The 25,203-nt window shown below is 75.6% G+C and carries 24 protein-coding genes; 10 read left to right on the top strand and 14 right to left on the bottom strand.

Features of this window, described 5'->3' with window-relative positions; genetic code table 11:
- The first annotated feature begins 29 nt into the window (after nt 1–29).
- Both AC1UE5_RS16135 and AC1UE5_RS16130 read left to right on the top strand, forming a co-directional pair.
- A complete protein-coding gene (locus tag AC1UE5_RS16135; protein ID WP_482925302.1) occupies nt 30–665 on the top strand; it encodes an ATP-binding cassette domain-containing protein in 636 nt (211 codons plus the stop codon).
- Complete coding sequence (locus AC1UE5_RS16130) at nt 662–2,434, top strand: YhgE/Pip family protein (RefSeq protein ID WP_482925300.1); 1,773 nt, start codon at nt 662–664, stop codon at nt 2,432–2,434. The genes AC1UE5_RS16135 and AC1UE5_RS16130 overlap by 4 nt, the downstream gene beginning before the upstream one ends.
- Here AC1UE5_RS16130 and AC1UE5_RS16125 read toward each other — a convergent pair.
- The 4 genes from AC1UE5_RS16125 to AC1UE5_RS16110 all read right to left on the bottom strand — a co-directional run bounded on the left by AC1UE5_RS16125 (nt 2,431) and on the right by AC1UE5_RS16110 (nt 6,431).
- Entirely contained in the window at nt 2,431–3,288 is an 858-nt protein-coding gene (locus tag AC1UE5_RS16125) for a hypothetical protein (RefSeq protein ID WP_482925298.1), read from the bottom strand. The genes AC1UE5_RS16130 and AC1UE5_RS16125 overlap by 4 nt on opposite strands.
- Nucleotides 3,289–3,356: 68 nt before the next feature.
- Nucleotides 3,357–4,679 (bottom strand): hypothetical protein, encoded by a 1,323-nt coding sequence (locus AC1UE5_RS16120; RefSeq protein ID WP_482925296.1) that lies wholly within the window; start codon nt 4,677–4,679, stop codon nt 3,357–3,359.
- Nucleotides 4,676–5,905 (bottom strand): serine/threonine-protein kinase, encoded by a 1,230-nt coding sequence (locus tag AC1UE5_RS16115; RefSeq protein WP_482925294.1) that lies wholly within the window; start codon nt 5,903–5,905, stop codon nt 4,676–4,678. Before AC1UE5_RS16115 ends, AC1UE5_RS16120 begins: the two co-directional genes overlap by 4 nt.
- Entirely contained in the window at nt 5,898–6,431 is a 534-nt protein-coding gene (locus tag AC1UE5_RS16110) for an RNA polymerase sigma factor (RefSeq protein ID WP_482925292.1), read from the bottom strand. The genes AC1UE5_RS16115 and AC1UE5_RS16110 overlap by 8 nt, the downstream gene beginning before the upstream one ends.
- Before the next feature lie 108 nt (nt 6,432–6,539).
- Here AC1UE5_RS16110 and AC1UE5_RS16105 point away from each other — a divergent pair, with 108 nt between their 5' ends.
- Complete coding sequence (locus AC1UE5_RS16105) at nt 6,540–7,871, top strand: acetamidase/formamidase family protein (protein WP_482925290.1); 1,332 nt, start codon at nt 6,540–6,542, stop codon at nt 7,869–7,871.
- Here AC1UE5_RS16105 and AC1UE5_RS16100 read toward each other — a convergent pair.
- A complete protein-coding gene (locus AC1UE5_RS16100) occupies nt 7,868–8,662 on the bottom strand; it encodes a hypothetical protein (RefSeq protein WP_482925288.1) in 795 nt (264 codons plus the stop codon). The genes AC1UE5_RS16105 and AC1UE5_RS16100 overlap by 4 nt on opposite strands.
- A gap of 269 nt (nt 8,663–8,931) precedes the next feature.
- Complete coding sequence (locus tag AC1UE5_RS16095; protein ID WP_482925286.1) at nt 8,932–9,195, bottom strand: hypothetical protein; 264 nt, start codon at nt 9,193–9,195, stop codon at nt 8,932–8,934.
- A gap of 54 nt (nt 9,196–9,249) precedes the next feature.
- Here AC1UE5_RS16095 and AC1UE5_RS16090 point away from each other — a divergent pair, with 54 nt between their 5' ends.
- Entirely contained in the window at nt 9,250–9,660 is a 411-nt protein-coding gene (locus AC1UE5_RS16090) for a 5'/3'-nucleotidase SurE (protein WP_482925284.1), read from the top strand.
- Between the two features lie 12 nt (nt 9,661–9,672).
- On the opposite strand, the gene AC1UE5_RS16085 is transcribed toward AC1UE5_RS16090, so the two are convergent.
- A complete protein-coding gene (locus AC1UE5_RS16085; protein ID WP_482925282.1) occupies nt 9,673–9,864 on the bottom strand; it encodes a hypothetical protein in 192 nt (63 codons plus the stop codon).
- Nucleotides 9,865–9,953: 89 nt separating this feature from the next.
- On the opposite strand from AC1UE5_RS16085, the gene AC1UE5_RS16080 reads away from it, so the two are divergent.
- From AC1UE5_RS16080 to AC1UE5_RS16060, 5 genes are all read left to right on the top strand, one after another.
- Entirely contained in the window at nt 9,954–10,493 is a 540-nt protein-coding gene (locus tag AC1UE5_RS16080) for a GNAT family N-acetyltransferase (RefSeq protein WP_482925280.1), read from the top strand.
- A gap of 99 nt (nt 10,494–10,592) precedes the next feature.
- On the top strand, nt 10,593–13,433 hold the full coding sequence (locus AC1UE5_RS16075; RefSeq protein WP_482925278.1) for a M14 family zinc carboxypeptidase: 2,841 nt from the start codon (nt 10,593–10,595) through the stop codon (nt 13,431–13,433).
- Between the two features lie 105 nt (nt 13,434–13,538).
- The gene (locus tag AC1UE5_RS16070; protein WP_482925276.1) at nt 13,539–15,389 is read left to right on the top strand and encodes a putative bifunctional diguanylate cyclase/phosphodiesterase; all 1,851 of its coding nucleotides are present in this window, start codon (nt 13,539–13,541) and stop codon (nt 15,387–15,389) included.
- A gap of 265 nt (nt 15,390–15,654) precedes the next feature.
- The gene (locus AC1UE5_RS16065) at nt 15,655–15,840 is read left to right on the top strand and encodes a hypothetical protein (protein ID WP_482925274.1); all 186 of its coding nucleotides are present in this window, start codon (nt 15,655–15,657) and stop codon (nt 15,838–15,840) included.
- Nucleotides 15,841–15,905: 65 nt separating this feature from the next.
- Nucleotides 15,906–17,180: an alpha/beta fold hydrolase gene (locus AC1UE5_RS16060; RefSeq protein ID WP_482925272.1), complete on the top strand. Its 1,275-nt coding sequence runs from the start codon at nt 15,906–15,908 to the stop codon at nt 17,178–17,180.
- Here AC1UE5_RS16060 and AC1UE5_RS16055 read toward each other — a convergent pair.
- From AC1UE5_RS16055 to AC1UE5_RS16030, 6 genes are all read right to left on the bottom strand, one after another.
- On the bottom strand, nt 17,070–18,185 hold the full coding sequence (locus AC1UE5_RS16055) for a GGDEF domain-containing protein (protein WP_482925270.1): 1,116 nt from the start codon (nt 18,183–18,185) through the stop codon (nt 17,070–17,072). The genes AC1UE5_RS16060 and AC1UE5_RS16055 overlap by 111 nt on opposite strands.
- A gap of 114 nt (nt 18,186–18,299) precedes the next feature.
- A complete protein-coding gene (locus tag AC1UE5_RS16050) occupies nt 18,300–19,049 on the bottom strand; it encodes a PadR family transcriptional regulator (protein ID WP_482925268.1) in 750 nt (249 codons plus the stop codon).
- Nucleotides 19,050–19,183: 134 nt separating this feature from the next.
- A complete protein-coding gene (locus AC1UE5_RS16045; RefSeq protein WP_482925266.1) occupies nt 19,184–19,537 on the bottom strand; it encodes a hypothetical protein in 354 nt (117 codons plus the stop codon).
- A 70-nt stretch (nt 19,538–19,607) separates the two neighbouring features.
- Nucleotides 19,608–19,775, bottom strand: coding sequence for a hypothetical protein (locus tag AC1UE5_RS16040; RefSeq protein ID WP_482925264.1), 168 nt, complete (start codon nt 19,773–19,775; stop codon nt 19,608–19,610).
- Between the two features lie 52 nt (nt 19,776–19,827).
- A complete protein-coding gene (locus AC1UE5_RS16035; RefSeq protein WP_482925262.1) occupies nt 19,828–22,677 on the bottom strand; it encodes a bifunctional diguanylate cyclase/phosphohydrolase in 2,850 nt (949 codons plus the stop codon).
- Nucleotides 22,678–22,773: 96 nt separating this feature from the next.
- Nucleotides 22,774–23,337, bottom strand: a complete 564-nt coding sequence (locus AC1UE5_RS16030) for a hypothetical protein (RefSeq protein ID WP_482925260.1) — start codon at nt 23,335–23,337, stop codon at nt 22,774–22,776.
- A gap of 367 nt (nt 23,338–23,704) precedes the next feature.
- Here AC1UE5_RS16030 and AC1UE5_RS16025 point away from each other — a divergent pair, with 367 nt between their 5' ends.
- A complete protein-coding gene (locus tag AC1UE5_RS16025) occupies nt 23,705–24,574 on the top strand; it encodes a DUF559 domain-containing protein (protein WP_482925258.1) in 870 nt (289 codons plus the stop codon).
- Here AC1UE5_RS16025 and AC1UE5_RS16020 read toward each other — a convergent pair whose 3' ends face one another.
- Nucleotides 24,575–25,132 carry a ribonuclease H family protein gene (locus tag AC1UE5_RS16020; RefSeq protein ID WP_482925256.1) on the bottom strand — a complete coding sequence of 186 codons (558 nt, stop codon included), beginning with the start codon at nt 25,130–25,132 and terminating at the stop codon, nt 24,575–24,577.
- Between the last annotated feature and the right edge of the window lie 71 nt (nt 25,133–25,203).

Genomic DNA, 25,203 nt, shown 5'->3' with positions numbered 1-25,203 from the left:
GGGTTGAAGGGTGACGTAGTGTCGTCGGCGTGCAGGGAGCCGCGATCGTCGCCGCCGATCTCGCGCTGCACGGGCCCGAGGGCGCGATCGTCCGCGGGGTGTCGGTCGACGCCGCGCCCGGGGACCTCGTCGCGGTCGCCGGACCGGGCGGCTCGGGGCGCTCGTCGGTGCTGCTCGCGCTGGCCGGGCGGATGCGGCCCGCGGCGGGGCGCGTGGCGGTCGGCGGGCACGCGCTGCCGGACGAGGCCGCGGCGGTGCGGCGGCTCGTGGGCGTCGCGCGGATCGGCGGTGCGGTGGAGCTGGAGGAGCGCTGGCGCGTGGACGAGGCGCTCGCGCTGCGGGGCGTGCTGCGCGGGAGCGCGATCGCGCCCGACGAGGCCGCCGCGGCGCTGGAGCTGGCCGGCGTGGCGCCGCCGCCGGACACGCGGATCGGCCACCTGCACCCGCGCGACCGGACGCTGCTGGAGCTCGCGCTGGCGACGCTGGAGGGCCCGGCCGCGCTGGTGCTCGACGACGCCGGCCGCGGGCTGGACCGGGCCGGCGAGGAGCAGGTCTGGGCCGCGCTCGCGCGCGTCGCGGCGGGCGGCACGACCGTCGTCGCCAGCACGACCGACCCGGCCCCCGCCCGCGCCGTGGCCGCGGACGTCGTGGAGCTGACGCGGTGAGGTCGCTGCGCCTCGCCGCGTACGAGCTGCGCCGGTTCCGCGGCCGGATGCCGCTGCTCGGGCTCGCGTTCCTCGTGATCGTGCCGACGCTCTACGGCTCGCTCTACCTGTGGTCGAACTGGGATCCGTACGGGCGCCTGCACGACCTCCCCGTCGCGGTGGTGAACGAGGACCGGCCGGTGACCGTCGACGGCGAGCGGGTCGCGGCCGGGGAGCAGTTCGTCCAGCAGCTGAAGGCGCGGCCGCAGTTCGACTGGCGCTTCACGGACGCGGCCGACGCCGCCGACGGCCTGCGGGACGGCCGCTACGCGTTCACGATGCGCGTCCCACCCGACTTCTCCGCCAAGCTCGCGAGCCCGCGCACCGGCGACCCCGAGCGCGCGCGCCTCGACATCCGGCTCGACGACGCGAACGGCTACATCATCGGCGTCATCGCGAGCACCGCCGAGGCGGAGATCCAGCGCGAGATCAACGCCGCCGCGTACAGCGCCTACGCCAACGCCGCGCTGGGCGGGCTGGCCGACGCGCGCAAGGGGTTCGCCGACGCGGCACGCGGCGCCCGGCGGCTCGCGGACGGCGCGTCCGACGCGCACGACGGCGCCCGGCAGCTCGCCACCGGGGCCAAGCAGCTCAACGACGGCGCGCGGCGGCTGGAGGGCGGGAGCGCGCAGGTCCGCGACGGCGTGCGGGAGCTGCAGGGCGTGGTCGACGCGGCCGGCGACGTGGTGGACGACACGCTCACCGACGTGGCCGCGGACGCGCGCGAGCAGCTCGACGCGCTCCGCACCGCCTCCCCCGACGTCGCCGGCACGGCGGCCTACCGCGCGCTCGACGCGAAGGTGGACGAGCTCGAGGACGTGGCGGAGCGCGGCGCGGCGCGGGTCCGCGAGGGCGTCGCCAAGGTCGACGAGCTGGCCGACGGTGCGGCACAGGTCGCCGACGGCGCCGCGGAGCTCCACGACGGCACCGGCCAGGCCCGCGCGGGCGCGCTCGAGCTGTCCGACGGGACGAAGCAACTGGCCGACGGCGCGGACGAGCTGGCGAGCAAGCTCTCAGGCGCCGTCAAGCAGATCCCGTCGACCGACGCCGACGAGCGCTCGCGCCAGGCCGAGGTGCTCGCCAACCCGGTCGCGCTCGACACGACGAACGCGCACCCGGCGGTCGAGTACGGCCGCGGCCTCGCCCCGTTCTTCCTCTCGATCGCGCTGTGGGTGTTCGGCCTCGTCGCCTACCTGATGCTCCGCCCGGTCTCCGGCACCGCGCTCGCCAGCCGGCTGCCCGCGCACGTCGTCGCGCTCGGCGCGTGGCTGCCCGCGTTCGGGCTCGGGCTCGTCGGCGCGACCGTGCTCTACCTCGTCGTGGACGTCGGCCTCGGCCTCGACCCCGAGTCGGTGCCTGGGACGCTCGGCCTCGCGTTCCTCGCGGTCGGCGCGTTCACCGCGCTGCTGCACCTGCTGCGGCTCGCGTTCGGGGCGGTCGGCGACGCGATCGCGCTCCTGCTGCTCGTCCTCCAGCTCGCCGCGGCCGGCGGCATCTACCCGATCGAGACCGCGCCCGCCCCGCTCCAGTGGCTCCACCCGGTGCTGCCGATGACGTACCTGATCGACGCGTTCCGCATCACGATCAGCGGCGGCCAGGGCAGCCACCTGGCGGTCGACGTCGCAGTCCTCGGCGGCCTGCTGCTCGTCCTGCTCGCGCTGACGACGCTCGTCGTCCGCCGCCAGCGCACGTGGACGATGGCGCGCCTCAAGCCGCAGCTCGAGCTCTAGCCCCGCCGGCGCGGCTTGCGCTTGCCGCCCCGCTGGCGCTTCTTCGCGCGCTTCTTCGTCGCCTGCGGGAGCGTCTCGCCGGTCGTCTTCACCTTCCCGACGCGCGTGAACGTCGCCTTCCACGTGAGCGTCGACGTGCCGGTGTAGGGCCGCGCGCCGGCGGGCGCGGTGTGCGACCAGGTCTGCGAATCGCCGACCGAGAAGGACGGCTTCCCGAGCACCGTCGCCGGCAGCAGCTTCTGCGTCCGCAGCCACCACGAGACGCCCGGCGAGCCCTGCGGATAGAGCATGTCGCAGCGCCGGAAGACCTGCTGGTCGCGGTCGTGCCGGGGCACCGTCTGGTCGCCGCCCATGCGCGCGTCGAGCTCGTCGCCGTCCCACGCGAACAGCACCTCGAACGCGGGCAGGCGCGTGCCGCAGTCGCCCTTGAAGCGCTCCTCGTACGGCGTGAACTCGCACGGCCCCGTCGGCGTGTGCCAGACGCGCCCGGTGCGCCGCCGCGTGTGCGGGCCCGACAGGCTGACGAGGTAGCGGGCGAGCTTGCCGTCGACGAGCGGCGCGGAGATCGAGCCGGCGTCGCCAAGGAGGCGGAAGATCATCCGCACGGGCCTGCGCGACTTGAGCTCGTACGTCTCCGAGCCCTCGCCCTCGGACCACTGCTCGCGGGCGCAGTTGCTGCCGCCCGGCGCGGCTTCCTCCTTCCACGTCGTCGTGTAGTCGAAGGTGAACGTGGCGTCGACCGCGACCTCCTTGGGCACCGGCGCCTTCGGCGCGGCGGAGGCGGCGGGCGCGGCGGTCGCGGCGAGCGCGCAGGCGCCGAGGAGCGCCGCCAGGACGAGGCGGGAGCGAGGCATGGCGCGACGCTACGCGCGGGGCGCCGCCGCCCGCGACCGTCGAAGGTGAGCACCGCGTCGGCCGAAGGTCAGAAGCCGAGCGGGATGCGCTGCGTGCGGGTCGTGCCGTCACGCAGGGTCGCGGTCACGAGCGCCTCCCCGGTCGGGAACGTGCCGTCGTAGGCGGCGAGGAACGTCCCGTACCGCCGCGACGGAATGAGCGTGCGAAGGTCGCGAGGGGTCGCGATCGTGATCCGCGTGACCTCCGGCAGCGCGCGCCCGTGGATGATCGTCAGCCCGCGCAGCGTGCGCCGCGCGACGCGGCCGGCGAGCGGGTCGCTGCCCGGCTCGTCACTGACCGAGCCCGACTGCGTGCCGTAGGTGAACGGGTTCTTCCGCGTCAGCCGCGGCCCACGCCCCACGCACGAGAGGCGGCTGATCGTCGCCGTCTCGACCGTCCCGAGCGTGTAGTCGACCTGGCCGACGCGGTCCCCGACGACGCGGCCCGGGCCGGTGACGCAGAGCTCGGCAGGGTCGTGAGGGGCCTGGGGATCACGGGCGACCGCGATGCCGTACGGGAGGCCGCCGTGGGGGTCGGGCGTCCGCGCGTCGACGACGGACACGCGCCCGGCTCGCGCGCCGCCGGCTCCCGCCGACGCGCGCCTGCCGCCCGCGACGACCTCGACGTCCGCAGCCCGCAGGTCCGGCCGGCTGACCGCCACGAAGACCCCGGACGGCGTGCGCGGGACCGGGACGACGGCTCCCCGCACGCGCACGACCGGCCGCGTGCCCGGGCCCGACAGGCCCCACGCGACGGTCTGAAGCTCCCTCGCGGCGCCCGCGCGGGGGTCGGTGATGCGCGTGCGGACGTCGAGGTGCGGGCTGCGGCCGCCGAGGGCGGGACGCCGTGTGCCGCACCACAGTGGCGCCTCGCGGTAGGCGATCCGGACGGGGCGGAACGTGTTCGTCGCGTCGATCCAGCCGAACCGACCACCGACGATGCGGCCGAGCTGCGCGCACCGCGGCCGGCCGACCACCGGATCCACCCCGCGCCGGCGCGCCTCGGCCGGCACGACGCGCTTGGCGACGAACGTCCGCACCGCCCAGTCCGGGCCGCCGCGCGAGTCGGCTACGCGCAGCTCGACCCGGACCGGGCCGACCGGTTGCAGCTCGAGCATCCCCCACCCGCGGACGGGCGGGCGCGCCGCCGCGATGCGGGGGCGACGCGGGTCGCCCGCCGGCGCGGGGCGCGGCGCGCCGGGGTCGTCCTGGGCGGCGAGCGCCGGCTGCGGCGGCCCGACGCGCCGCTCCCCCTCCCCGCGCCCGACGGCGACCGCGAGGACGGTCCCGACCGCCAGCCCGAGGGCGAGCGCGGCGAGCACCGACGTGCGGGTGAGCAGCCGGCCGATCATCGCGTTCTCCCTGGGACGAGGTTCGTGCTGCCGCGGTACGTGGCCGTTCGGCCGCTGGTGGACGTGGCCCGCACGCGCAGGCCGGCCGGGTCGACGCTGCCGGGGAGCACCACGAGGAAGGCGCCGCCGGGCGCGCGCTGGGCGGGCCTCGCGTCCCCGCCCGGCCCGACCACCTCGATCCGCCGCACGTCGGTCCCCGCGGCGCCCCACACCGCCGTCCGGCTCGGATGGTCGCCCCAGTTGCCGTCGCCGTCGAGCTGGAGCGGGATGCCACCCGTCCCGGGCGTGATCCGCCGCACCGCGAAGAACAGGCCTCGGCGCACTCGGGTCCCGCGTAGGATGCCGCACGCTGCCGGGCTGATCACCGGAGTCCCGACGACCGCGCGCGCGGGACGGAACGAGATGCACGTCCGGGGGTCCCGAGGAGCGCCGGGCCCGGCGCCGAACATGAGCGCCTCCACCCGCCAGGCGCGGCCGCCGTCCGGATCGGGGACGACGTCGGCGCTCGTCCCGAGCCGATGCTCCTCGGTCCGCCCGTCGTGGAACCGCAGCGTGGCGACCAGGACGACGTCCTCGGGGTAGCCGGCGTACGCCGCGACGAAGCTGCCGTCGGCGGCGACCGGCACACGCTCCCTCCGGCCGCGGGCGGAGACGTCGACCGCCTCCAGATCCTCGGACAGCCCGTACAGGACGGTGCGCACGTCGCGCTCGGCGCGCGCGTCGAGGACGCGCACCCCGAGCAGGGTCGCCGCGCGCGCACGCGGCGCGCTGCAGGCGTCGACCAGCCGCTCGGGCAGCAGCCGGAACCGGCCGTCGAGCCCGGTCAGCCCGAACCGGTCGCCGCGGACCTCGCCGACCGTCCCGCAAACCAGCCCAGTGCGGCTGCGTGCGACCCGGAGCGCCCACCTCGGCTCGCCCGCCGGGTCCGCCGCGCGGGCGTCTGCGAGGCGCGAGGTGCCCGGCGCGGGCGTCTGCGCCGGCCCTGCCACCGAGGGATCGGGCGCGGGAACGACCGCGCCACGCAGGACGACGACCGTGCCGCCGGCCGCCGTGGCTCCGAGCAGCACGAGGGCCAGCGACGCGAGTGCGAGCGACCGCCGCGGCAGCGCCCGCAGCGGGGCCGGCGCGCGAGCGAGCCGCTTCCGTGTCGCACGCGTCTCGGCGCGCGCGAACGCGTCGTCGAGCGCCTCGCCCAGCTCGTCCAGGATGGGCAGCCGGTCAGCCACCGGAGCGCACCTCCTCCAGCCGGGCGGCCAGCGCCCGGAGCGCACGTGAGACCCGCGCCCGCACGACCTGCTCGGTCACCCCGAGCGCCACGGCCGCTTCGCCGTACGAGCGTTCCTCCACGATCCGCAGCCGCACCGCCACCCGTCCCTCGGCGGGCAGTTCGTCGAGCAGCTCCGCCACCCGTGCCCGCAGGTCCGCCAGCTCGGCGAGATCCTCGATCCGCTCCTGCTCGGCGTCGGTCAGCGGCCGCACGTCCACCCCGAGCCGGCGCACGGCGCGTCGCTCCACCTCACCGCGCCGGTACCAGCCGCCCAGCTGGTTGCGGGCGATCCCGTAGAGCCAGGCCACCGCCTCCTCGTCGCTGTCCCCCCGGAACCGTGCGCGCCCTTCGAAGGCGGCGGCGAAGGTCTCCGCGACGAGGTCGATCGCGGCCTCGGGGTCGTAGGTGCGGCGCGCGAGGAACCTCACGAGCGCTTCGGCGTGCAGGCGGTACAGCCTGGAGATGTCGGGACCATCGAGCGGCAAGGGATCGGCGGGGTGTCACCTCCTAGTAGCGCGAGTGCCGTTCGCTGTGACGGCGCGTACGATGCGGCGCAGGGTCTCCAACCCACCAGCGCACCAGGAGGTTCACCCATGGCCATCGACGAGGCTCCGGCCGTCGCCACCGACGTCCGGCGGACCGTGTTCGTCGACACCTACACGGACGGGCTGCTCGGCCCGGACGCGCCGACGGCGGGGACGGTCGCCGACGGCGGGCACATCGTGTGGAACTCGACGCCCGGGTGCTGGGGGCCGATGATCACGCCGTCGATCCGCGGCGGGCACGAGGTCTGCACGCCGGTGCTCGTGGACGGCGCCGAGGTCGGCGACGCCGTCGCGCTGCGCATCAAGGACGTCGAGATCACGTCGCTGGCCTCCTCGTCGGGCAACGACCAGCCGATGGACGGCCGCTTCAACGGCGATCCGTACTGCGCGCCGGTGTGCGCGTCGTGCGGGACCGAGTGGCCGGAGACGCGCGTCGAGGGCATCGGGCCGGAGTCGATCCGGTGCGTGAACTGCGGCGCGGACGCCACCCCGTTCACGTTCACCAACGGCTACACGATCGCCTACGACGACCTGCGCTCGGTCGGCGTGACCGTCCCGCAGGCGGCTGCCGAGGGCTTCGCGCGCGACGCGGCCCGGTACGCGGCGCTGCCGGACGCGTCCAAGCAGCACCCGATCCTCGGGTTCGCACCGCACGACCTCGTCGCGCTCGCGACCCGGCTGCGGCCGTTCCTCGGCCAGTGCGGCACGTCGCCGTCCACGACGATCCCCGACTCCCACAACGCGGGCGACTTCGGGGCGTTTCTCGTCGGCGCGCCGCACCGCTACGCGCTGACGCAGGAGGAGCTCGATCGGCACAAGACCGACGGCCACCTGGACGTCAACCGCGTCCGCGCGGGCGCGATCCTCGTCTGCCCGGTGAAGATCCCGGGCGCGGGCGTCTACCTCGGCGACATGCACGCCTTCCAGGGCGACGGCGAGATCGCGGGCCACACCGCGGACGTCGCGGGCACGGTGACGCTGCAGGTCGAGGTCCTGAAGGGCCTGGGGAACGACGGCCCGATCCTCTTTCCGGTCGTCGACGACCTCCCCCACCTCGCCAAGCCGCTGACCGCCGAGGAGCGCCGGCGGGCGCTGGCGCTCGGCCGCAAGCACGGGCTCGACGCGCTGGAGGAGTCGCTTCCCATCGCGTTCATCGGCACCGGCGCCGACCTCAACGCCGCGACCGACAACGGCCTCGCCCGGGCGGCGGCGCTGCTCGGGATGACGGTGCCCGAGGTGATGAACCGCGCGACGATCGCGGGCGGCATCGAGATCGGCCGCCACCCCGGCGTCGTGCAGATCACCCTCCGCGCGCCGGCCGAGAAGCTCGAGGCCGCCCGGCTCCTCGACTACGCCGTCGACCAGTACGGCACGCCCTAGCCGCGGCGCGAGCGGCCGCGCCCCCGCTTCGGCGCGCGCGGCCGCTCGGCGCCCTTCTTCGCGCGGGTGAACGTGAGCTTCCAGCGCAGCGTGGACTCGCTCGTCATCGGCCGCTCGCCTGCGGGTGCCGACCACTTCCACGTCTGCGCGTCCTGGATCGAGAACGACCGGCGCGACGCGATCGTCCGGTCGGCGATCTCCTTCCCGCGCAGGTTCCACGCCGACCCGGGGCCGCCCTTCGGGTAGACGACCTCGCAGTCCTGGAACCCCTCGCCCGTGCCGTCCGAGACGGAGAAGTCCCGGCCCATCGACGGGTAGAAGCCGTTGGTCCCCTTCATGACGTGGACCTCCAGCGACGGCAGCCGTGTGCCGCAGTCGCCCTCGTGGCGCTCGTCGAACCCGTCCGGACCGGTCGCCCAGCTGCGCCACTCGCGGCTGCGCGTGTGCGGCCCGGACAGCGGGAAGCCGCCCCGGCTGCGCTGCTTGGTCGGGACGTCGTAGATCCCCCAGCCGTTGACGCGGTCCCAGCGGAACGCCATCCGCCAGGGGCGACGCTCCTTCAGCTTGTACGTCTCGCTGCCCTTCCCTTCGGTCCAGAACTCGTGGTAGCTGTCCTTCAGCCGCATGAACGCGGGGGCGTTCCACGTCGTCGTGTACTCGAAGCCGAACGTCACGTCGACCGGGATCTCGCGTGGCGTGCCGGCGCGCTGGGCGCCGGCCGTCGTGGGAGCGAGCAGCGTCAGGCAGGCGAGCGCGGAAAGAGCCGCGCCGCCGAGGCGGGTGAGGCGCATGCCGCGACGCTACGGCGCGGGTGCCGGGCCCGCGACCGTCGAACGTCAGCAGCCCGTCGGCCGCAGGTCGACACCTCAGCGCAGCAGGTGGTCGCGCAGCAGCGCGGCCACCTCGTCCGGGCGCTCGTAGGGCGCGAGGCGGCCGGCGTCGGCGACGACCTCCACGCGGGCGCCGGGCGACGTCCTTCCATCCGAGCCGCGAGGTCCCGATCGAGTGGGCCAGCACGACGACCGGCCCGTCCTGCGGGCCGAGCGCTCGAAGTCGACGCTCACCGCGGCCGCGGCGCCTCGTCGGGCCAGTGGCCGTGACGGTCGAAGTACTCGCGGGCGCGCTCCTCGTCGTCGCGGTCCTTCTCGCCCGCCAGCCCGATCCGGAAGAGCCAGTTGAAGAGGTAGATCGCCAGCCCGGCGCCGATGATCCCGGCCGCGCCCTCCGCGCCGGTGAGCGACGGATCGATGACGAACACGATCACGCCGCCGACCACCACGACGACCGGCAGGACGTAGCGTATGACGAACTGGGTGCGGCTCATGTCCTCAGTGTGCCCACTCCGGCGCGAACGCGCTCACCAGTTGGTCACACCGCGATGACACGACCTGGACATCCTGGCCCGCCGTGTCCAACCGCACCGCTGTCCGTCGGCGCGGCGCGCGCGGCGGCCCAGCTCGGCCTGCCGGCGCTTGCGACCTCGCAGGGCTTCGGGCCGCCCGTCGACTTCGCGTCGGGCGTGAAGCAGACGATCGCGTGGTTCGACGCGCACCGCGGCAAGCTGACGCGCGGGACGGTGTTCAACCTCAACACGCCGACCTGCAACGCGGGCACGGTGCGCGGCGTCAGGACCACGACGAGCGGGACCGACTGGCTCGGGAACGACCTGCTCGCGTCGGTGAACTGCGCGGCCGGCGCGGCGCCGGCCGACGGCACGGACGTCGCGTCGTTCTTCGCCGGCTACGCGGCCGTGGCGAAGATCCCGCTGAAGCCCGCCGGCGCGCGGTAGAGGCGCGGCCCGCTAGGCGTACCGCTCGCCCGGCACCTCGGTGTCCGGCGGCGGATCGGAGCCCTGGTCGGGCTCCGGGGCGGGCGCGCCGCCCTCGCGCGCCTTGCCCTCCTCCTGGCGCTCGGGCTCCGGGACGGCGTTGAGCCGCTCGGTCTCCTCCGCGCCGGGCGACGCGGTGCCGGGATGGTCTGCGTCGAAGCTCATGGGTTCCGGCGTGCCCACTTGACAGGACGCCCACACGGAAGGTGATGCACGACACGGAGAACGGGACACCATCGTCCGACTCTTGGGACGTGACCGTGCTCCGCCACATCACCGAAGCCGACCGTGACCGCCTCGCGCGGTTCCACGGCCGCCTGTCCGCGGAGACCCGGTACCGCCGCTTCCACGGCGCCAAGGGCGACCTGACCACGCGCGAGCTGTCGTACCTGACCGACGTCGACGGCCGCCGCCACGTCGCGGTCGTCGCCGAGCGGCCCGATGGCGAGCTGGCCGCGGTCGCGCGCGTCGTCCACGACGGCGAGCGGCAGGCGGAGGTCGCGGTCGTGGTCGCCGACGACTGCCGCGGGCGGGGCCTGGGCGCGCGCGTCGTCCGCGCAGCGCTGCTGGAGTACGGCTTCCACCGCCCCTGCGACGCGGTCCAGGCGATCGTCCAGGGCGACAACCGCGCGGCGCTGCGCCTCTTCCGTGACGAGCTCGGCGGGCGCGCGGTCGCCGCGGGCGACGGCGTGATCACGTTCCGCCTCCCGGCGCCGTCGATCCTCGCGACGCGCAGCGCGGTCGGGCCCGATCGGTCTGCCGAGCCGGCGCCGGCCCTCGCCGCCGCGGCGTAGCGCGCCACCGCCCGCCCGCCGCACCTCGGCGCGCCACCTCCCTCCCGCCGCACGGAGTTCGCGCAAGTTGTGACGAGCGGCGTCGTTCCGGTCCGCATCATGGACCGACGACTCCCCTCCCTCGCCGCCGGGATGGCGCTCGCGCTCGTCCCCGCGGCCGGTGCGCAGGCCGACACGCCGAAGGCGCCGACGCTGCTGCCGGCCGTCACCAAGGCGCTCGACGCCGCGCGCACGACCGCCAAGACGTGCACCGAGACGGCCGCCGGGCGCGGGCTCGACGGCGCGACGTACCGCGCGCCGATGTCCGGGTTCCTCACCGCGCGGCTGAGCGGCAAGGGCGACTGGGACCTCGTGCTGCGCGACGCCCGCAGCGGCCAGGGGCTCGCCGCGTCGCAGGGCTTCGGCGGCGCCGAGACCGCGCAGACGTGGGTCACCGCCGGCCAGCAGGTCGTCGCCCAGGGCTGCCGCCGCGCCGGGGCGGCGGAGGGCGCGAAGGTCCGCTTCACGCTCGCCGACGTCCAGCGGCCCGCGCTGCCGCAGGGCGCCCCGTCGCTCGTGCGCGTCGAGGGCACCGCCGACCAGCTCCACGGGCTCGAGCGGATGGGCTTCGACGTCACCCACAACATGGGCCGCGGCTGGGCCGACGTCGTCGTCGCGGGCGCCGCGCAGGCCGCGCAGCTCGCCGCCACGAAGCTGAAGACGACGACCCGCGTCGCCGACCTGACGCGGTCGTTCGCGAGCGCCCGCGCCGCCGACGCGCGGTACGCCCAGCGCGTGGGCGAGGGCGGCTCGCCGCTCCCGTCCGGCCGCACGACGTACCGCACGTACGACGAGATCCAGGCCGAGATGAAGGAGCTCGCCGCCCAGCACCCAGACCGCGTCCGGAAGGTCGTGTTCGGCACGACGCACCAGGGCCGCGAGATCTCCGGCATCGAGATCGCGCAGGACGTCGGCGCCGCGGACGGCCGCCCGGTCTTCTTCCTGATGGGCAACCACCACGCGCGCGAGTGGCCGTCGGCCGAGGCGCCGATGGAGCTGGCGCACCTGCTGGTGAAGAGCGACAGCCCGCGCGTCCGCGCCCTGCTGGAGCGCGAGCGCGTGGTGATCCTGCCCGTCGTCAACGTCGACGGCTACATCACGAGCCGCGGCGCGTTCGACCCGATCGACACGTTCCCGGGGTCCGACTCGCCCGCGACGGTCGTCAACGCGATCGCCCCGCCCGGCGGCATCTTCGCCTACCGCCGCAAGAACTGCGACGGCGAGATCGTCCCGCCGACGACCCCGTGCGAGCTGACGTGGGGCGTCGACAACAACCGCAACTACGGCAACCTCTGGGGCGGCCCGGGCTCGAGCGCCGACGTCACCTCGCAGAGCTACCACGGCCCCGGCCCGCGCTCGGAGCCGGAGACGCAGGCGGTGTGGAACTACGCCCGCACGCACCACGTCACGACGCTCGTCTCCGTCCACACCGTCGCGGCGCTCGTGCTGCGCCCGCCCGGCCTGAGCGGGTCCGGCCTGGCGCCCGACGAGGCGCGGATGAAGGAGGTCGGCGACGCGATGGGCCGCGCGGCCGGCTACACGTCGCAGTACTCGTGGGAGCTGTACGACACCGCGGGCACGACCGAGGACGACACGTACGCGGCCACCGGCGGGTTCGGCTACACGATCGAGATGGGCCCGCCTGACGGCCAGTTCCACGAGCCGTACGAGCGCGCGGTCGTCGCCGAGTGGACCGGGCAGAACGACCACGCCAAGGGCGCGGGCGGCCTGCAGGAAGCGCTGCTGATCGCCGCCGAGGCCGCGGCCGAGCCGCGCGACCACGCCGTCGTCACCGGCACCGCGCCGGCCGGCAAGGTGCTGCGGCTGAAGAAGTCCTTCCCGACCACGACGAGCGAGTACTGCGCGCGCGGCATCGAGCCGGTCGTCAACCTCGCGGCGCTGGAGGGCGGCGTCTGCCTCACCGGCACGCAGCCCGCGATCACGCTGACCGACACGCAGGACACCACGACGACGATCCCGGCGAGCGGCTCGTTCGCCTGGCACGTCGGCCCGTCGACGCGGCCGTTCGTGGGCCGCGGGAAGGTCACCACCGAGACGACCGACGCCGAGGAGGTCGCGTCGGTCGGCGGCGCCCCGAACGTCCCGAACGGCACGGCGTCGCACGACATCGCGTACGGCGGCGGTGACGCGCTGCGCATCACGCTCACCTCGACGCTGCCCGAGGACTACGACATCGAGGTCCACAAGGACGGCGTCAAGGTCGGCGAGTCGGGCAACCTGCCCGGCGCCGAGGAGACGGTGCTGATCGAGAACGCGGGCGCCGGCACGTACACCGTGAAGGTCCACTACTACGCGGCGCTCACCGGCCAGTACACGGTGAAGGCGACCCGGGTCGTCACGAGGACGACGACCGAGCCGGGCGGCAAGGAGGCCTACGAGCTGACCTGCGAGGAGCCCGACGGCACCGTGCTCGAGCGGCGCTCGCTGACGATCGACCGCGGCCAGCAGATCGCGCTCGCGCTCGGGTGCGGGGCCGCTCCGACCACGCTGGGCGACGGCTCCCCCGCCCCCGCCGCGATCGTGGCGGGGAGCGCACCCAGCCGCCTCGCGGTCGCGCCGCGCCGGGCCGCCAAGCGGCGCGCCGCGGTGAAGCTGCGCGGTGCGTCGACCGTGCGCGTCGTGCGCGGCATCGTCCGGCTCCCCGTCGCGTGCCCCGCGGGCCTGCCGGGCGTGTGCAAGGGCACGGTGACGCTGAAGCGGGGCGCCGCTCGGCTCGGCAGCGGCCGGCTCGCGCTGGCCTCCGGCCGGTCGGGCGTGGTGCGGGTGAAGCTCACCCGCGCCGGCCTGCGGGCGGTGCGGCGGGGCGCGCGGGTGAAGGTCCGCGCGACGGTGTCCGGCGCCGGCCTCACCGGCGCGCGCAACCTCACCCTGCGCAAGTAGCGGAACGTCGCTGATCCGCCTCGGCGCGGCCCCGTGCCAACAGCGCCGAGGCGGTTCAAGCTTTCCGTAACACCCGCCGACGCAAGGCAGGTGGACCTGTCGTGCGTGGTACCGAACACGACCCGCCGCGCGGCCGGGCTGCTCGGCCCGCGCCCGATCAAGCGCACCCGCAGGCTGTTCCTCGTCCTCGCGCTCCCGTGCGCGGTCGTCGTGCTCGCCGGCGCGCCCTCGGTGGCGCCGGTCTTCGTGCTGCTCGCCCTGTGGGTGTGGTGGCAGCAGTGCTGCCGTCGCCAGCGGATGCCCTGGTGGGGCGACCCCGCCGAGTTCGCGCTCGTGTTCCTCGCCGGGGCGCTGGCGGGCGCACACGAGACGATCGCCCTCGTCCTCGTCGGCGTCCTCTTCCGCTCCCTCTTCACCGGCACCCTGCGGACCGCGATCGGCGTCCTCGGCTACGGCGCGGCGCACCTCGGCGCGGTGCTCGTCGGACCGGGCGACGCGAGCGTGAGCGACGCCGTGCAGCTCCTCCCCTCGCTCGCGGTCGCCGGCGGCGTCATGCACGCGTTCGCGCAGTCGATGCTCCGCTACGACGCGCTGCAGGAGGAGCGCGCGGCCGCCAGCGTCGAGCACCTCGCCTACCACGACCGGCTGACCGGCCTGCCCAACCGCGCGCGGCTCGAGCAGCGGCTGGCCGCGGCGCTGGGCGATGCGGCCGCGGCGCTGAGCCCGGTCGCGCTCGTCCTCGTCGACCTCGACGACTTCAAGCAGGTCAACGACTCGCTCGTCCACGCGACCGGCGACCGGCTGCTCGGCGCCGCCACGCACCGGCTGCGCGCGGCGGCGCGGGACGGCGAGCTGCTCGCGCGGCTCGGTGGCGACGAGTTCGCGGTGCTCCTGCGGGTGGGCGAGGGCGAGCCGGAGGCGCTCGCGCGCGCCGACGCGCTGCTCGCCGCGCTGGCCGAGCCGCTCGTGCTCGACGGGCGCACCCTGCGCATCGGCGCGAGCGCGGGCGTGTGGGTGACCCCGCACGGCACGGGCGCCGGCCCGGCCGAGGCGCTCCACGGCGCCGACCTCGCGCTCAGCCGCAGCAAGGCGTGCGCGCGCGGGACGGCCGTGCTCTTCCGCCCCGAGATGCACGCGGAGGCGCTCGCGCAGCTGCGGCTCGAGGACGACCTGCGCGCGGCGGTCGAGCGCGGCGAGCTGGTCCCCCATTACCAGCCGGTCGTCCGCCCCGGCGGCGCGCCGGTCGGGGTCGAGGCGCTCGTGCGGTGGGAGCACCCGACCCGCGGACTGCTCGCCCCGGGCGCGTTCCTCGACGCGGCGGTGCGCACCGGGCTCATCGTCCCGATCGGCCGGCAGATGCTGCGCGCGGCCTGCGCCGACACCGCCGTGTGGACGGCCGGCCTCCCGGACGACGTCGTGTTCGGCGTCGGCGTCAACGTCGCCGCCGCGCACCTCGCGGACCCGGGCTTCTGCGACGACGTCGAGGCGGCGCTGGCCGAGAGCGGCCTGGCACCGTCGCGGCTCGTGCTGGAGCTGACGGAGAGCGCGATGATGGACGACCTCGACCTCGCGGCGTCCAAGCTCGCGTGCGTCCGGGCGCTCGGCGTCCGGGTGGCGGTCGACGACTTCGGCACCGGCTACTCCTCGCTGGCGTACCTGCGGCGCCTGCCGCTCGACTTCCTGAAGATCGCGCGTGAGTTCGTCGCCCCGCTGGGGACCCCGGACGGGGGCACCGCGGCGCTGGAGCTGACGCGCGGGATCACGCAGCTCGCCCACAGCCTCGGGCTGATCGTCGTCGCCGAGGGCGTCGAGACGGTGGCGCAGGCGGAGGCGGTCGCCGCGATCGGCTGCGACGCCGTGCAGGGCTTCCTCTACGCGCGCCCGATGCCGCCCGAGGACGTCCCGCCGGTGGCGGGTTCGAATCCGCCGCTTGTATCCGACGGCCCGCACCTGTAAGTTCGTCGGGCCCTCAGTCCGAGGGAGGTCGCACATGCAGCTCGTCCGAATGCACAGCACGCCCGTTCTTCCGTCTCGCCGCCCGGCGATGGCGACCACGCGTGCTCTGACGCGCTCTTGACCTAGGCCGCATCGCTGGGTCACGGGCGCCCGAACCGCCCGACCGACCCCGCTGCTCCACGGCCGCCGGCGTCGCCCCCGGCGCGGTTCACGACCCGAACCGCATTGCAGAACCGATCCTCAAAGGACGACCGTCGTGAACTCCATGCTGCACCTCGAGGCCATCCGCCACGAGCATCGGCCCAACCGGCCGTACATCGAGGGCTGGCCGCCGCACCGGCCGCCCGGCCCGCCCGGACCCAGGCGGGTCCGCCGCCGCGCCGCCCTCTCCCTCGCCCGCCTCGCCCGGCGCATCGACGACCGGGCGGCCTGGCGCGCGTTCGCGCCCTAGCCGGCGCACCCCGCCCCCGGCGCCGCGACACGTTCGCGGCGCCGGGGCGCGTAGCCTCCTGCGGCGTGCCCGCCGCCATCCCGCACCGTGCCTCGCCCGTCCGCCACGTCCCCGGGCTGCGCCTCGTCGAGCACCGCTTCCGGGTGCCGCTCGCGCCGGGCGACGATCGCACGATCGAGCTGTTCGCCCGCGAGGTCCGCGCCCCGCGGCACGCCGACGAGGAGCGGCCGTTCCTGCTCATGCTCAACGGCGGCCCCGGCCAGCCCGCCCGGCGGCCCGAGGCGGCCGACTCGTGGCTCGGCCGCGCGCTGGAGGACTTCCACGTCGTGCTGCTCGACCAGCGCGGCACCGGGCTCTCCTCCCCCGTCACGGCGCGCTCGCTCCCCGCGGCGGCCGGCCCGTCGGCCGCCGAGCAGGCCGCGTACCTGCGCCACTTCCGCGCCGACGCGATCGTCCGCGACGCCGAGGCGATCCGCCCGACGTTCACCGGCGGCGCGCCCTGGTCGGTGCTCGGCCAGTCGTTCGGCGGCTTCTGCACCCTCACGTACCTGTCGTTCGCGCCCGAGGGCCTGCGCGAGGCGTTCATCACCGGCGGGCTGCCGCCGCTCGCGCGCCCCGCAGAGGACGTCTACCGCGCGACGTTCTCACGGCTCGACACGCGCATCGCCGGTTACCTCGCGCGCTACCCCGACGACCGGGACGCGTGGGAGCGGGTCCTCGCGCACCTCGACGCGGCGGGCGGCGTCACGCTCCCCCGCGGCGGCACGCTCAGCGCGCTGCGCCTGCGGACCGTCGGGCTCGGGCTCGGGATGCAGCCCGCGTTCGAGCAGCTCCACCACCTGGTCGAGGGCGCGTTCGACGGCGCCGAGCTGTCCGCGCTGTTCCTCGAGGAGGTCGAGCAGCGGCTGTCGTTCACCCGCTCCCCGCTCTACGCGCTGCTGCACGAGGCGATCTACGCGCAGGGCGCCGCGACGCGCTGGGCGGCGCAGCGCGTGCTCGACGCGCACACCTCCACCCCGCTCTTCCTGGGCGAGATGATCTTCCCGTGGCTGTTCGAGGAGGAGCCGTCCTTGCGGCCGTTCGCGGAGGTCGCGGAGCTGCTGGCGCAGGCCGAGGACTGGCCCGCGCTCTACGACCCCGCGCAGCTCGGGCGCAACGAGGTGCCGGCGGTCGCGGCGATCTACCTCGACGACATGTACGTCGACGCGGACCTGTCGCGCGAGACGTGCTCAGCGATCGCCGGGCTGCGCTCGCTCATCACCAACGAGCTCCAGCACGACGGGCTGCACCGCAGCGATCTGCTCGACCGCCTCATCGCCATCCTCCGCGGCGAGCGCTGACGAGCGCACGCAGTTGCGGCCGCCGCGCTTGGCGGTGTACAGCGCGGTGTCCGCGCGGAGCATCGCGTCGGCGAGGATCGTCGTCCCCTGCGTGTTGGCGACGCCGAACGACATCGTCACGGTGATGCCGGCGTAGGGCCGGATCTCGACCGCCTCGCGCAGCCGCTCGGCCAGCGCCGCGGTCTCCTCCAGCGTCGCGCCCGGGAGCAGGACGAGGAACTCCTCGCCGCCGACGCGGTACGCGAGGTCGAAGGCGCGCAGCTGCTTGCGCAGCGCGTACGCGACGTCGATGAGCACCGCGTCGCCGCGGGCGTGGCCGTGCTCGTCGTTGATGCGCTTGAAGTGGTCGATGTCGCCGACGACGACGCCGACCGGCTCGTGGGTGAGCCGCGCCTGCTCGTCCAGCTCGGCCATCCGCGCCGCGAGCGCGCGGCGGTTGAGCATGCCGGTGAGGCCGTCGAGGACCGACTCGGTGCGGTGCTCGAGATCCGACCGCATCAGCGCGGTGGAGAGCAGCGCGACGCCCGCCAGGAGGGCGAGCGGGAAGAGCAGCGTGGGCGGCTCGTCGACGACCGCCTGCGCGTCCGCGCCGAGCGTGACGGCGACCATCAGCAGCGCCGTGAGGGCGACGCCGACGCCGACGCCGCGCGTGGTGAAGCGGGCGCTGAGCGTGACGACGGGGATGGCGAGCCACGCGACGGCCGGGCTCTCGGGACCGCCGGTGAGCCAGACGGACGCGGCGATCGCGAGCTGCGAGCAGATCCACGCGCCGCCGATCCACAGCTCCGGCTGCGCGCGCTGGGCGAGCTGGCGGTCGACCGCGAGGAACGCGACGGCCGCGACGACGAGCGGGATGAGCGTCCAGAACCCGAGCCAGGGCCCCGAGACGAGCAGCGCGACGCCGAGGCCGCCCATCGTCCAGGTGCGGACTGCCTTCAGGCGCGGCTCCATGTCGAGCAGCCGCTCACGGTCTTCGCGGTCGGGACAGAGCCACGTGCCGTCCATGCACGGAGTCCTCGACGGGGCCGCTCAGCGACTTGAGGAACGCGTGAAAGTCTCGTTGCACATACGACAGCCGCGCGCGGCCTGGCGGCCGCGCGCGGGTCTGCGGGGCGGCGGCTAGGCCTCCGCGCCGCCCTCTTCGTCCTCGGCGAGGATGCGGTAGAGCGAGCGGCGGGTCTCCGTCAGGAGCTCCTTCGCGCGCTGGACCTGCGCCTCGTCGCCGGCGGTGCCGACCTGCATGACGGCCATGCCGACCTGCGCGACCAGGCCCTGCAGCTCGCGCCGCGGGTCGTCCTCGCCGCCGCTGAGGTCGGCCCAGGGCTCCCCGAGCTTCTCGCGGTTGGCGTCGACGTGCTCGCGCCCCGCGTCGGTCAGGTGGAACAGCTTGCTGCCGCCCTCCTGCTCCTCCGCGCGGACGAGCCCCTCGTCCTCGAGCTGCTGGAGCGCCGGGTAGACCGAGCCGGGGCTCGGCCGCCAGAGGCCCTCGCTGCGCCGCTCGATCTCCTGCATCAGGCCGTAGCCGTTGCGCGCCTCCTCGGCGAGCAGGAGCAGGAGCGCCGCGCGGACGTCACCGCGCTTGCGGCGCCGCCCGCCACGGCCGCCCGGGCCGCCCGGCCCGAGGCCGCCGCGGCCCCACGGGCCCCAGGGCGGTCCGCCCCAGCCTGGCCCGAAGCCGGGCCCGCCCGGCCGGCCGCCGTGGTGGCCGAAGCCGCGGTGGCCGCCGCGGCCCTCGCCGCCACGCCGCTCACGACCTTCGCCGCCCTCCCAGCCCTCGCCGCCGCGCATCGCGCGCAGGACGTCGGCCTTCCAGCTCCGGCCGCACCCGTGGGCGGGGCCGGCGTGTGCGAATGCGTATCCGTGACGCATGTGATTCCTCCATCGTTGACTCTTGATACGTCAACGATATATCGCAACCCGTCGTTCGTCAAGATCCGAGCGCGCCGCAGCACACCTTCGACTCCGATGCGGAGTCGAAGGTGTGCCGGGTTGGGAGCGAGGGGTCAGTCCTCGTCGTGGTCACGCCCGCGGTCGTCGTCGCCGCGGTCGTCGCGGCCGGAGCGCTCGACCTCCAGGGCGACCCAGCGGCCGTTGGAGCGGCGGACGGTCGCCTCGATGTCGGTGCGGCCGACGCGGACGGCGCCGAAGCCCGACAGGCGCTCGTAGCGCGTGCGCGAGCTGACGTGGATCGTGACCGTGCGGCCCTCGTCGCGAAGGCGGAAGCTGCGCGCGTCGGTGTCGACCGACACGACCCTGCCCTCGAACTCGCGGGTCGTCTGGGCGGAGGCCGGCGCGGCGAGGGCGGTCGGCGTGAGCGTCAGGGCCGCGATGGCGGTGATGACCGTGATGCGCTTCATGGCGACCATGGTCCCCGCCCGCCGGCGAAGTGCCCGGCAAGCCCGGGCAAAGCTTCGGTAAAGCGCGGAGCTAGCGCCCGATGATGGCGCGGCGACGCGCGCTCGGGTCGTCCAGGTAGCGCTCGGGGCGCTCGTCGTCCAGCAGACCCGCGAGGGCGCAGCCGCCCACGATGAGGACGGCCGGGACGAGGACGATCGTGGCGGCGAACGCGAGGAGCACGAAGAGCATCTCGAGCATGACGCTCACTTCATCGGACGCGATGAAGGCCCGATGAAGACGGCTTGGACGTTCAGGCGGAGGGCGCGCGTGCCACGTTGCGCGCCTCGACCAGCGCGGCCAGCGCCTCGACCACCGCGGGGTCGAAGTGGGAGCCCGCGCAGGCGCGCAGCTCCTCCACCGCCTCGGCCTCCGAGCGCGCCGCGCGGTAGGGCCGGTCGGTCGTCATCGCGTCGAACGCGTCGCAGGCGCAGACGATCCGCGCGCCGAGCGGGATCTCCTCCCCCGCCAGCCGGTCCGGGTAGCCGGTGCCGTCCCACCGCTCGTGCGAGGAGCGCACGAGCGGCACGGTCCGGGCGAAGAACGGGATGCGCGCGAGCATGTCGGCGCCGACGATCGTGTGGCGCTCGATCTCCGTCCGCTCGGCGGGCGTGAGCGGCCCGGCCTTGCGCAGGATCTCGGTCGGCACCGCGATCTTGCCGACGTCGTGCAGCAGCGCGCCGTAGCGGACGTCGCGCAGCTCGTCCTCGTCCAGGCCGAGCCGGACGCCGACGGCGTAGGCCAGCTCCCCCACGTCGTGCGCGTGCGAGGCGGTGTCGGCGTCCTTGGCCTCCAGCGCGTCGCACAGCACGGCGAGCGTCGTGGCGAAGGCGCCGTCCAGCTCGGCGAACAGCTCGGAGCGGTGCAGCGCGGCGGCGACCTGCGCGCCGATCGTCTCCAGCAGCAGCACGTCGTCGGACGTGAACGCGCTCGGCTCCTCGTCGAGCAGCGACAGCACGCCCCACACGCGGCCGGCGACGTGCAGCGGCACGGTCAGCTGGGAGCGCAGGACGAGGTCGGAGCTCGGCCGCACGTACTGCGGCCCGCGGTGGTCGGGGTCGAGCGCGGTGTCGTGGACGAGCGCGACGCGGCCGGTGCGGGCGACGCGGCCGGCGACGCCGACCCCGATCGGCTGCGTCCAGCGCGGGATGTCGCGCGTCTCGGTGAGCGTGCCGCCGACGACGAGCGTCCGCAGCTCGGCCGCGTCGTGGTCGACGCGCTGGACGTAGGCGACGCCGTAGTCGAAGGCGTGGTGGAGCTCGGCGACCGCCGCCTCGACGATCCGCTCCGGCGTCAGCACCGGCGCCAGGCGGGAGGAGAGCCGGCTGGCGACGGCGAGGCGCTCGCGCATCAGCGCGCCGCTGCTCGCGGCCGGCGCGGCCGGGGTCACGGCCGTGGCCGCCGCGCGGCCGGGGACGCGCCGGCGCCGTTCGCTCCCGCCCTTCATCGCGTACAGCGCGGCGTCGGCGGCGGCCAGCAGCACGTCCTTCGAGCCGCCGTCCTCCGGCCACGCCGCCATCCCGAACGACGCGCCGACCCGCGCGTCCACGCCGGCGATCGCGTCGCGCACGCGGTTGGCGACGACGCGCGCCTCGGCGCGGCCGGTCTCGGGGAGCAGCAGCGCGAACTCGTCGCCGCCGATGCGGAACGCGAGATCCGAGCCGCGGCACGTGCTCGCCAGCGCGGCGGCGACGGCCCGCAGGACGCGGTCGCCCTCGGCGTGGCCGGCGCCGTCGTTGACGAGCTTGAAGCCGTCGAGGTCGAACAGCGCGACCGCCGCCTCCCCGCCGTACCGCCGCGCGCGGTCCAGCTCGCGGTCGATCGACTCGTGGAACTCGCGGTGGTTGAGCAGCTGCGTGAGCGGATCGCGCGTCGCCAGCGCCCGCTGGGTGGCGAACATCCGCGCGTTGGCCAGCGCGATCGCGGCCTGGACGGCGTAGGCGGAGACGAGGTCGACGTCGCGCGGGAGGAACGTGCGCGGCTGCGGCGCGAGCGCGAGCAGGTGCCCGACCGGGTGGCCACGGTAGGTCAGCGGCGTCAGGCAGACCGAGCCGATCGGCATCTCCGCGTCGTGCGCCAGCGGCGCGAGCAGCGGGTCGAGGCTCACGTCCTCCACGAGCACCGGCTCCGTGGCGCCCGCGTGGCGCTGCTCGACCCACCGCTCGATGATCGCGGTCGGCAGCGCGGGGACGCCGGTCGACGCCTGGGCGCGCGGGGCGCCGTCGGACTCGGCGACGAGGAGCAGGAACGCCTTCGAGCCGACCGCGGCGTGGGCGTGCTCGACGATCTTGCCCAGCAGCTCGTGGAGGTCGAGCTCGGCGACGAGGTCCTGCAGCGAGGCGGCCAGGCGGGTGGAGACGAGCTCGCGGTCCTGCAGCTCGTCCTCCATCTGGCGCCAGCGGGCGCGGCGCGCCCGGACGGTCGCGGCGGCCAGGCTCGCGCCTCCCAGCGCGGCGGCCGCGGCGGCGGCCGGGACGAGCGCGGGCGCGGCGAGCGCGGTGGTGGCCAGCGCGGCGGCGGCGCCCGCGGTGGCGGCGACCGTCGTGCGCGTCGACAGCCGCGTGTGCTGCCAGGTCAGCTCGTAGACGCAGCGATCGGCGCCGTGCGCCGCGCACAGCGCGTGGCTGACGTGCGCGTGCCCCATCCCGAACAGCGCCGGCACGACCGACAGGAGGCCGAGCGTGTAGTCGCAGTCGTGCGGATGGATGCCGTAGGTGGTGTCACGCTCGGAGAACGCGACCGTCGCGCGGTCGCGCTCGAGCCGCAGCAGCTCGAGGTTGTGGATCGCGGAGAACTTGCCGTTCGCGCGGACGATGTGCTGGTAGACCAGGCGCGGCGAGCCGAGCGCGCGCAGCGCGACCTTCAGCCCGTCGCCGACGCTGAGGTCGAGGACCGCGGCGCCCGCATGCCGCATCACGGCCGGGTCGTCGAGCGTCTCGGCCAGCGCCTCGAACAGGCGGATCTTCGTCGCGAACGAGATCCAGCTGCGCTCGTCGAGCAGCTCCTCCTCGCGATCGGCGCAGCCCGAGCGGCGCAGCACCTCGTCCACCGCGGGCCGCCCGCCGGCGCGCTCGGCGTACGCGAGGACCAGCCGGGAGGTCATCCCGGACGTCTCCCGCAGCTCCACGCGCCCCGTCACCCGATGGTTGTCGGAGCATCGGGGCGCCGGACTTGAGCGCCGCCGCGCCCAGCTCGACCGTCAGCCGAGCAGCCGGCCCACGACGTGGCGCGCGACCGCTCGTGCGCGCTCGGGGTCGCCCGCGCGGTCCGGTGTGGTGACGGCGACCATGAGCAGGAGCGGATCGGCGAGGACGAACAGGTCGTCGCTGCGCTGGAGCGCGGCCTGCCCGAGGCCCTCCACCGGCACCGCGTCGTCGGCCACCGCGTCGCGCAGGTAGCCGAACCAGTGCACGCCGGCGTCGAACTCGTCGTCGATGCCGTGGAACGCGCTCACCTCGGCGCGGTGCAGCTGGTGCCTGGGACCCTGCGCCTCGAACTTCACGCCGATCGTGTCGTCGCCGTAGATCAGGTGCGGCCCGCCGAGCGGCAGCCCGGCGACGTCCATCGCCTCGTGCTGGGTGAGCAGCAGGTACGGGTCGGGCGCGCCGTGCTGCCGCGCGCGCCGGACGACGTCCTCGTCGTGGTCGCTCAGCGTCCCGGCCTCCACCGGCTTGGTCTGCGTCGCGGCGCGCGCCTCGCGGAGGTCGTCGAACTGCACCTTCGCGGTGGCGGCCGCCTTCACGGCCTTGTCGAGGATGCCCATGCGCCCGACGGTACGCGCGGCTGCGCGCTCCGTCGCGGCCGCGCTCCCCTCCGACGGACAGCGAGTTGCGCCGCGCGGGCTTACGCCGCCGTGCTCGCCGGCCGCGCCGGCGCTCCAGCGGGCGGGTCCCTGCGTCGGAAGTGCGGCGGCGTGCGGCGGAGGCGCGGAGGGATCGTGCCGGAAGTGCGGAGCGGGGTTGCCGGAGCACGGGTGGGCAGGTTCCGTGGTCCCCATGTCCCCTCGCGAGCCCCGCCGATCCTCCCAACGTCAGCCGAAGCGCGACGGTGGGAGCGTTACCGGCACCAGAGCCGAACAACCCTCCCAGCGCCGTCGCGCAAGCGACGATGGGAGGGTCACCGGGCCTGACGTGGAGGTGGCGGAGGTCGCCGCGCGCCAGCGCGGCGTCGTCGCCCACGCCCAGCTCGTCGCCGCTGGGCTCAGCCCCGACGCGATCCGTCACCGCGTCCACACCGCCCGGCTCCACCCGGTGCACCGCGGCGCATATGCCGTCGGGCACGTGGCGGGTGTCCCGTTCGCCAGCGAGACGGCCGCGCTGCTCGCGTGCGGCGCGGGGGCGGTCGCCACCCACCGGTCCGCCGCTGCGGTCCTGCGGCTGCTGCCGCCGCCGGCGCTGCCCGAGATCACCATCCCGCACACGCGGCGGGTCGAGCGGGTGGGGATCGTCGTCCACCGCTCCACCACCCTCCGCCGCGACGAGGTGTGGATCCGCGAGGGCCTGCCGATCACGAACCCGCGCCGGACGCTGCACGACCTGGCGGCGGTCGCGACGCTCGACGAGCTGACCCGCGCCGTCAACGAGGCGCACGCGCTGCGGCTGATCCCGCCAGGAGCGCTGGAGATGGTGCCGGGGCGCGCCGGGGTGGAGCGGCTGCGGGCGGCGAGTCGCAGCGGGGCGGACGGCTACACCGCGTCGAAGGCCGAGCAGGTCCTGCGCGCGCTGCTCAGGCAGGCGCGGCTGCCGACGCCGAAGACGAACGTGAGCGTCGCCGGCGTGCGCGTCGACGCGGTGTGGGCCCGCGAGCGGCTCGTGGTCGAGGTCGACGGCGCGGCGACCCACGCGCACCGGCTCGCGCGGGACCGGCGGAACGAGGCGAAGCTGCGCGCCGCCGGGTTCGACGTCCTGCGGATCGGGTGGGAGCAGCTCACGCGCGAGCCGCACGTCGTCGTCGCGCTGATCGCCGGCGCGCTCGCGCGGGCGCGAGCCCGCGCCGCCTAGTCAGGCCGCCGCGCGCCCCGCGGCGACCTTCGCGGCCGCGACCGCGAGCTGGTCGGCGCGGTCGTTGAGCACCTTGTGCGCGTGCTCGGCGCCCGTCTCGTGGCCCTTGACCCAGTGCCAGCGCACCTCGGCGTGGCGGGCGATCTCGGCCTCCAGGCCCTGGACGAGGTCCTGGTTCTTGACCGGATCCCCAGAGGCCGTCTTCCAGCCCTTCTTCTTCCAGCCGTGGATCCACTTCGTCATCGAGTCGAGCATCAGCCGCGAGTCGGTGACGATGCACACGGCGCTGCCGGCGGGGAGCGAGCGGAGCCCTTCGAGCGCCGCCGTGTACTCCATCCGGTTGTTCGTCGTGTGGGCCTCGCCGCCGCTCAGCTCGACCGGCGCGCCCGCGTCGTCCGGCGGGACCACGATCGCCGCCCAGCCGCCGGGGCCCGGGTTGCCGCTGCACGCGCCGTCGGTCCAGACCAGCGCCTCGCCCGGGCGGGCCTCGACGGGCTTCTCGGGGACCTTGGCGGCGGCGGGTCGGCGGCGGCGGTACGGCGGCTTCGTGGGAGACATCGGGGCCGATCCTAGGCGGCCCGGCCGACGGCAACCCCACGCGAACCCGCCACGTCGCGGGACGGCCCGCA

The organism is Parviterribacter multiflagellatus, assembly GCF_056863265.1.
The sequence above is the reverse complement of the archived record's forward strand: the minus strand, read 5'-3'. Positions and strand labels throughout refer to the sequence as shown.

What these genes read in the sequence shown, in the direction of transcription:
- AC1UE5_RS16055 (WP_482925270.1), bottom strand. Translation starts at nt 18,185, where the DNA reads ATGGACGGCACGTGGCTCTGTCCCGACCGCGAAGACCGTGAGCGGCTG.
- AC1UE5_RS16105 (WP_482925290.1), top strand. Translation starts at nt 6,540, where the DNA reads ATGGCCATCGACGAGGCTCCGGCCGTCGCCACCGACGTCCGGCGGACC.
- AC1UE5_RS16065 (WP_482925274.1), top strand. Translation starts at nt 15,655, where the DNA reads ATGCTGCACCTCGAGGCCATCCGCCACGAGCATCGGCCCAACCGGCCG.
- AC1UE5_RS16085 (WP_482925282.1), bottom strand. Translation starts at nt 9,864, where the DNA reads ATGAGCTTCGACGCAGACCATCCCGGCACCGCGTCGCCCGGCGCGGAG.
- AC1UE5_RS16090 (WP_482925284.1), top strand. Translation starts at nt 9,250, where the DNA reads ATGACACGACCTGGACATCCTGGCCCGCCGTGTCCAACCGCACCGCTG.
- AC1UE5_RS16050 (WP_482925268.1), bottom strand. Translation starts at nt 19,049, where the DNA reads ATGCGTCACGGATACGCATTCGCACACGCCGGCCCCGCCCACGGGTGC.
- AC1UE5_RS16100 (WP_482925288.1), bottom strand. Translation starts at nt 8,662, where the DNA reads ATGCGCCTCACCCGCCTCGGCGGCGCGGCTCTTTCCGCGCTCGCCTGC.
- AC1UE5_RS16095 (WP_482925286.1), bottom strand. Translation starts at nt 9,195, where the DNA reads ATGAGCCGCACCCAGTTCGTCATACGCTACGTCCTGCCGGTCGTCGTG.
- AC1UE5_RS16075 (WP_482925278.1), top strand. Translation starts at nt 10,593, where the DNA reads ATGGACCGACGACTCCCCTCCCTCGCCGCCGGGATGGCGCTCGCGCTC.
- AC1UE5_RS16120 (WP_482925296.1), bottom strand. Translation starts at nt 4,679, where the DNA reads ATGATCGGCCGGCTGCTCACCCGCACGTCGGTGCTCGCCGCGCTCGCC.
- AC1UE5_RS16035 (WP_482925262.1), bottom strand. Translation starts at nt 22,677, where the DNA reads ATGACCTCCCGGCTGGTCCTCGCGTACGCCGAGCGCGCCGGCGGGCGG.
- AC1UE5_RS16030 (WP_482925260.1), bottom strand. Translation starts at nt 23,337, where the DNA reads ATGGGCATCCTCGACAAGGCCGTGAAGGCGGCCGCCACCGCGAAGGTG.
- AC1UE5_RS16020 (WP_482925256.1), bottom strand. Translation starts at nt 25,132, where the DNA reads ATGTCTCCCACGAAGCCGCCGTACCGCCGCCGCCGACCCGCCGCCGCC.
- AC1UE5_RS16045 (WP_482925266.1), bottom strand. Translation starts at nt 19,537, where the DNA reads ATGAAGCGCATCACGGTCATCACCGCCATCGCGGCCCTGACGCTCACG.
- AC1UE5_RS16040 (WP_482925264.1), bottom strand. Translation starts at nt 19,775, where the DNA reads ATGCTCGAGATGCTCTTCGTGCTCCTCGCGTTCGCCGCCACGATCGTC.
- AC1UE5_RS16125 (WP_482925298.1), bottom strand. Translation starts at nt 3,288, where the DNA reads ATGCCTCGCTCCCGCCTCGTCCTGGCGGCGCTCCTCGGCGCCTGCGCG.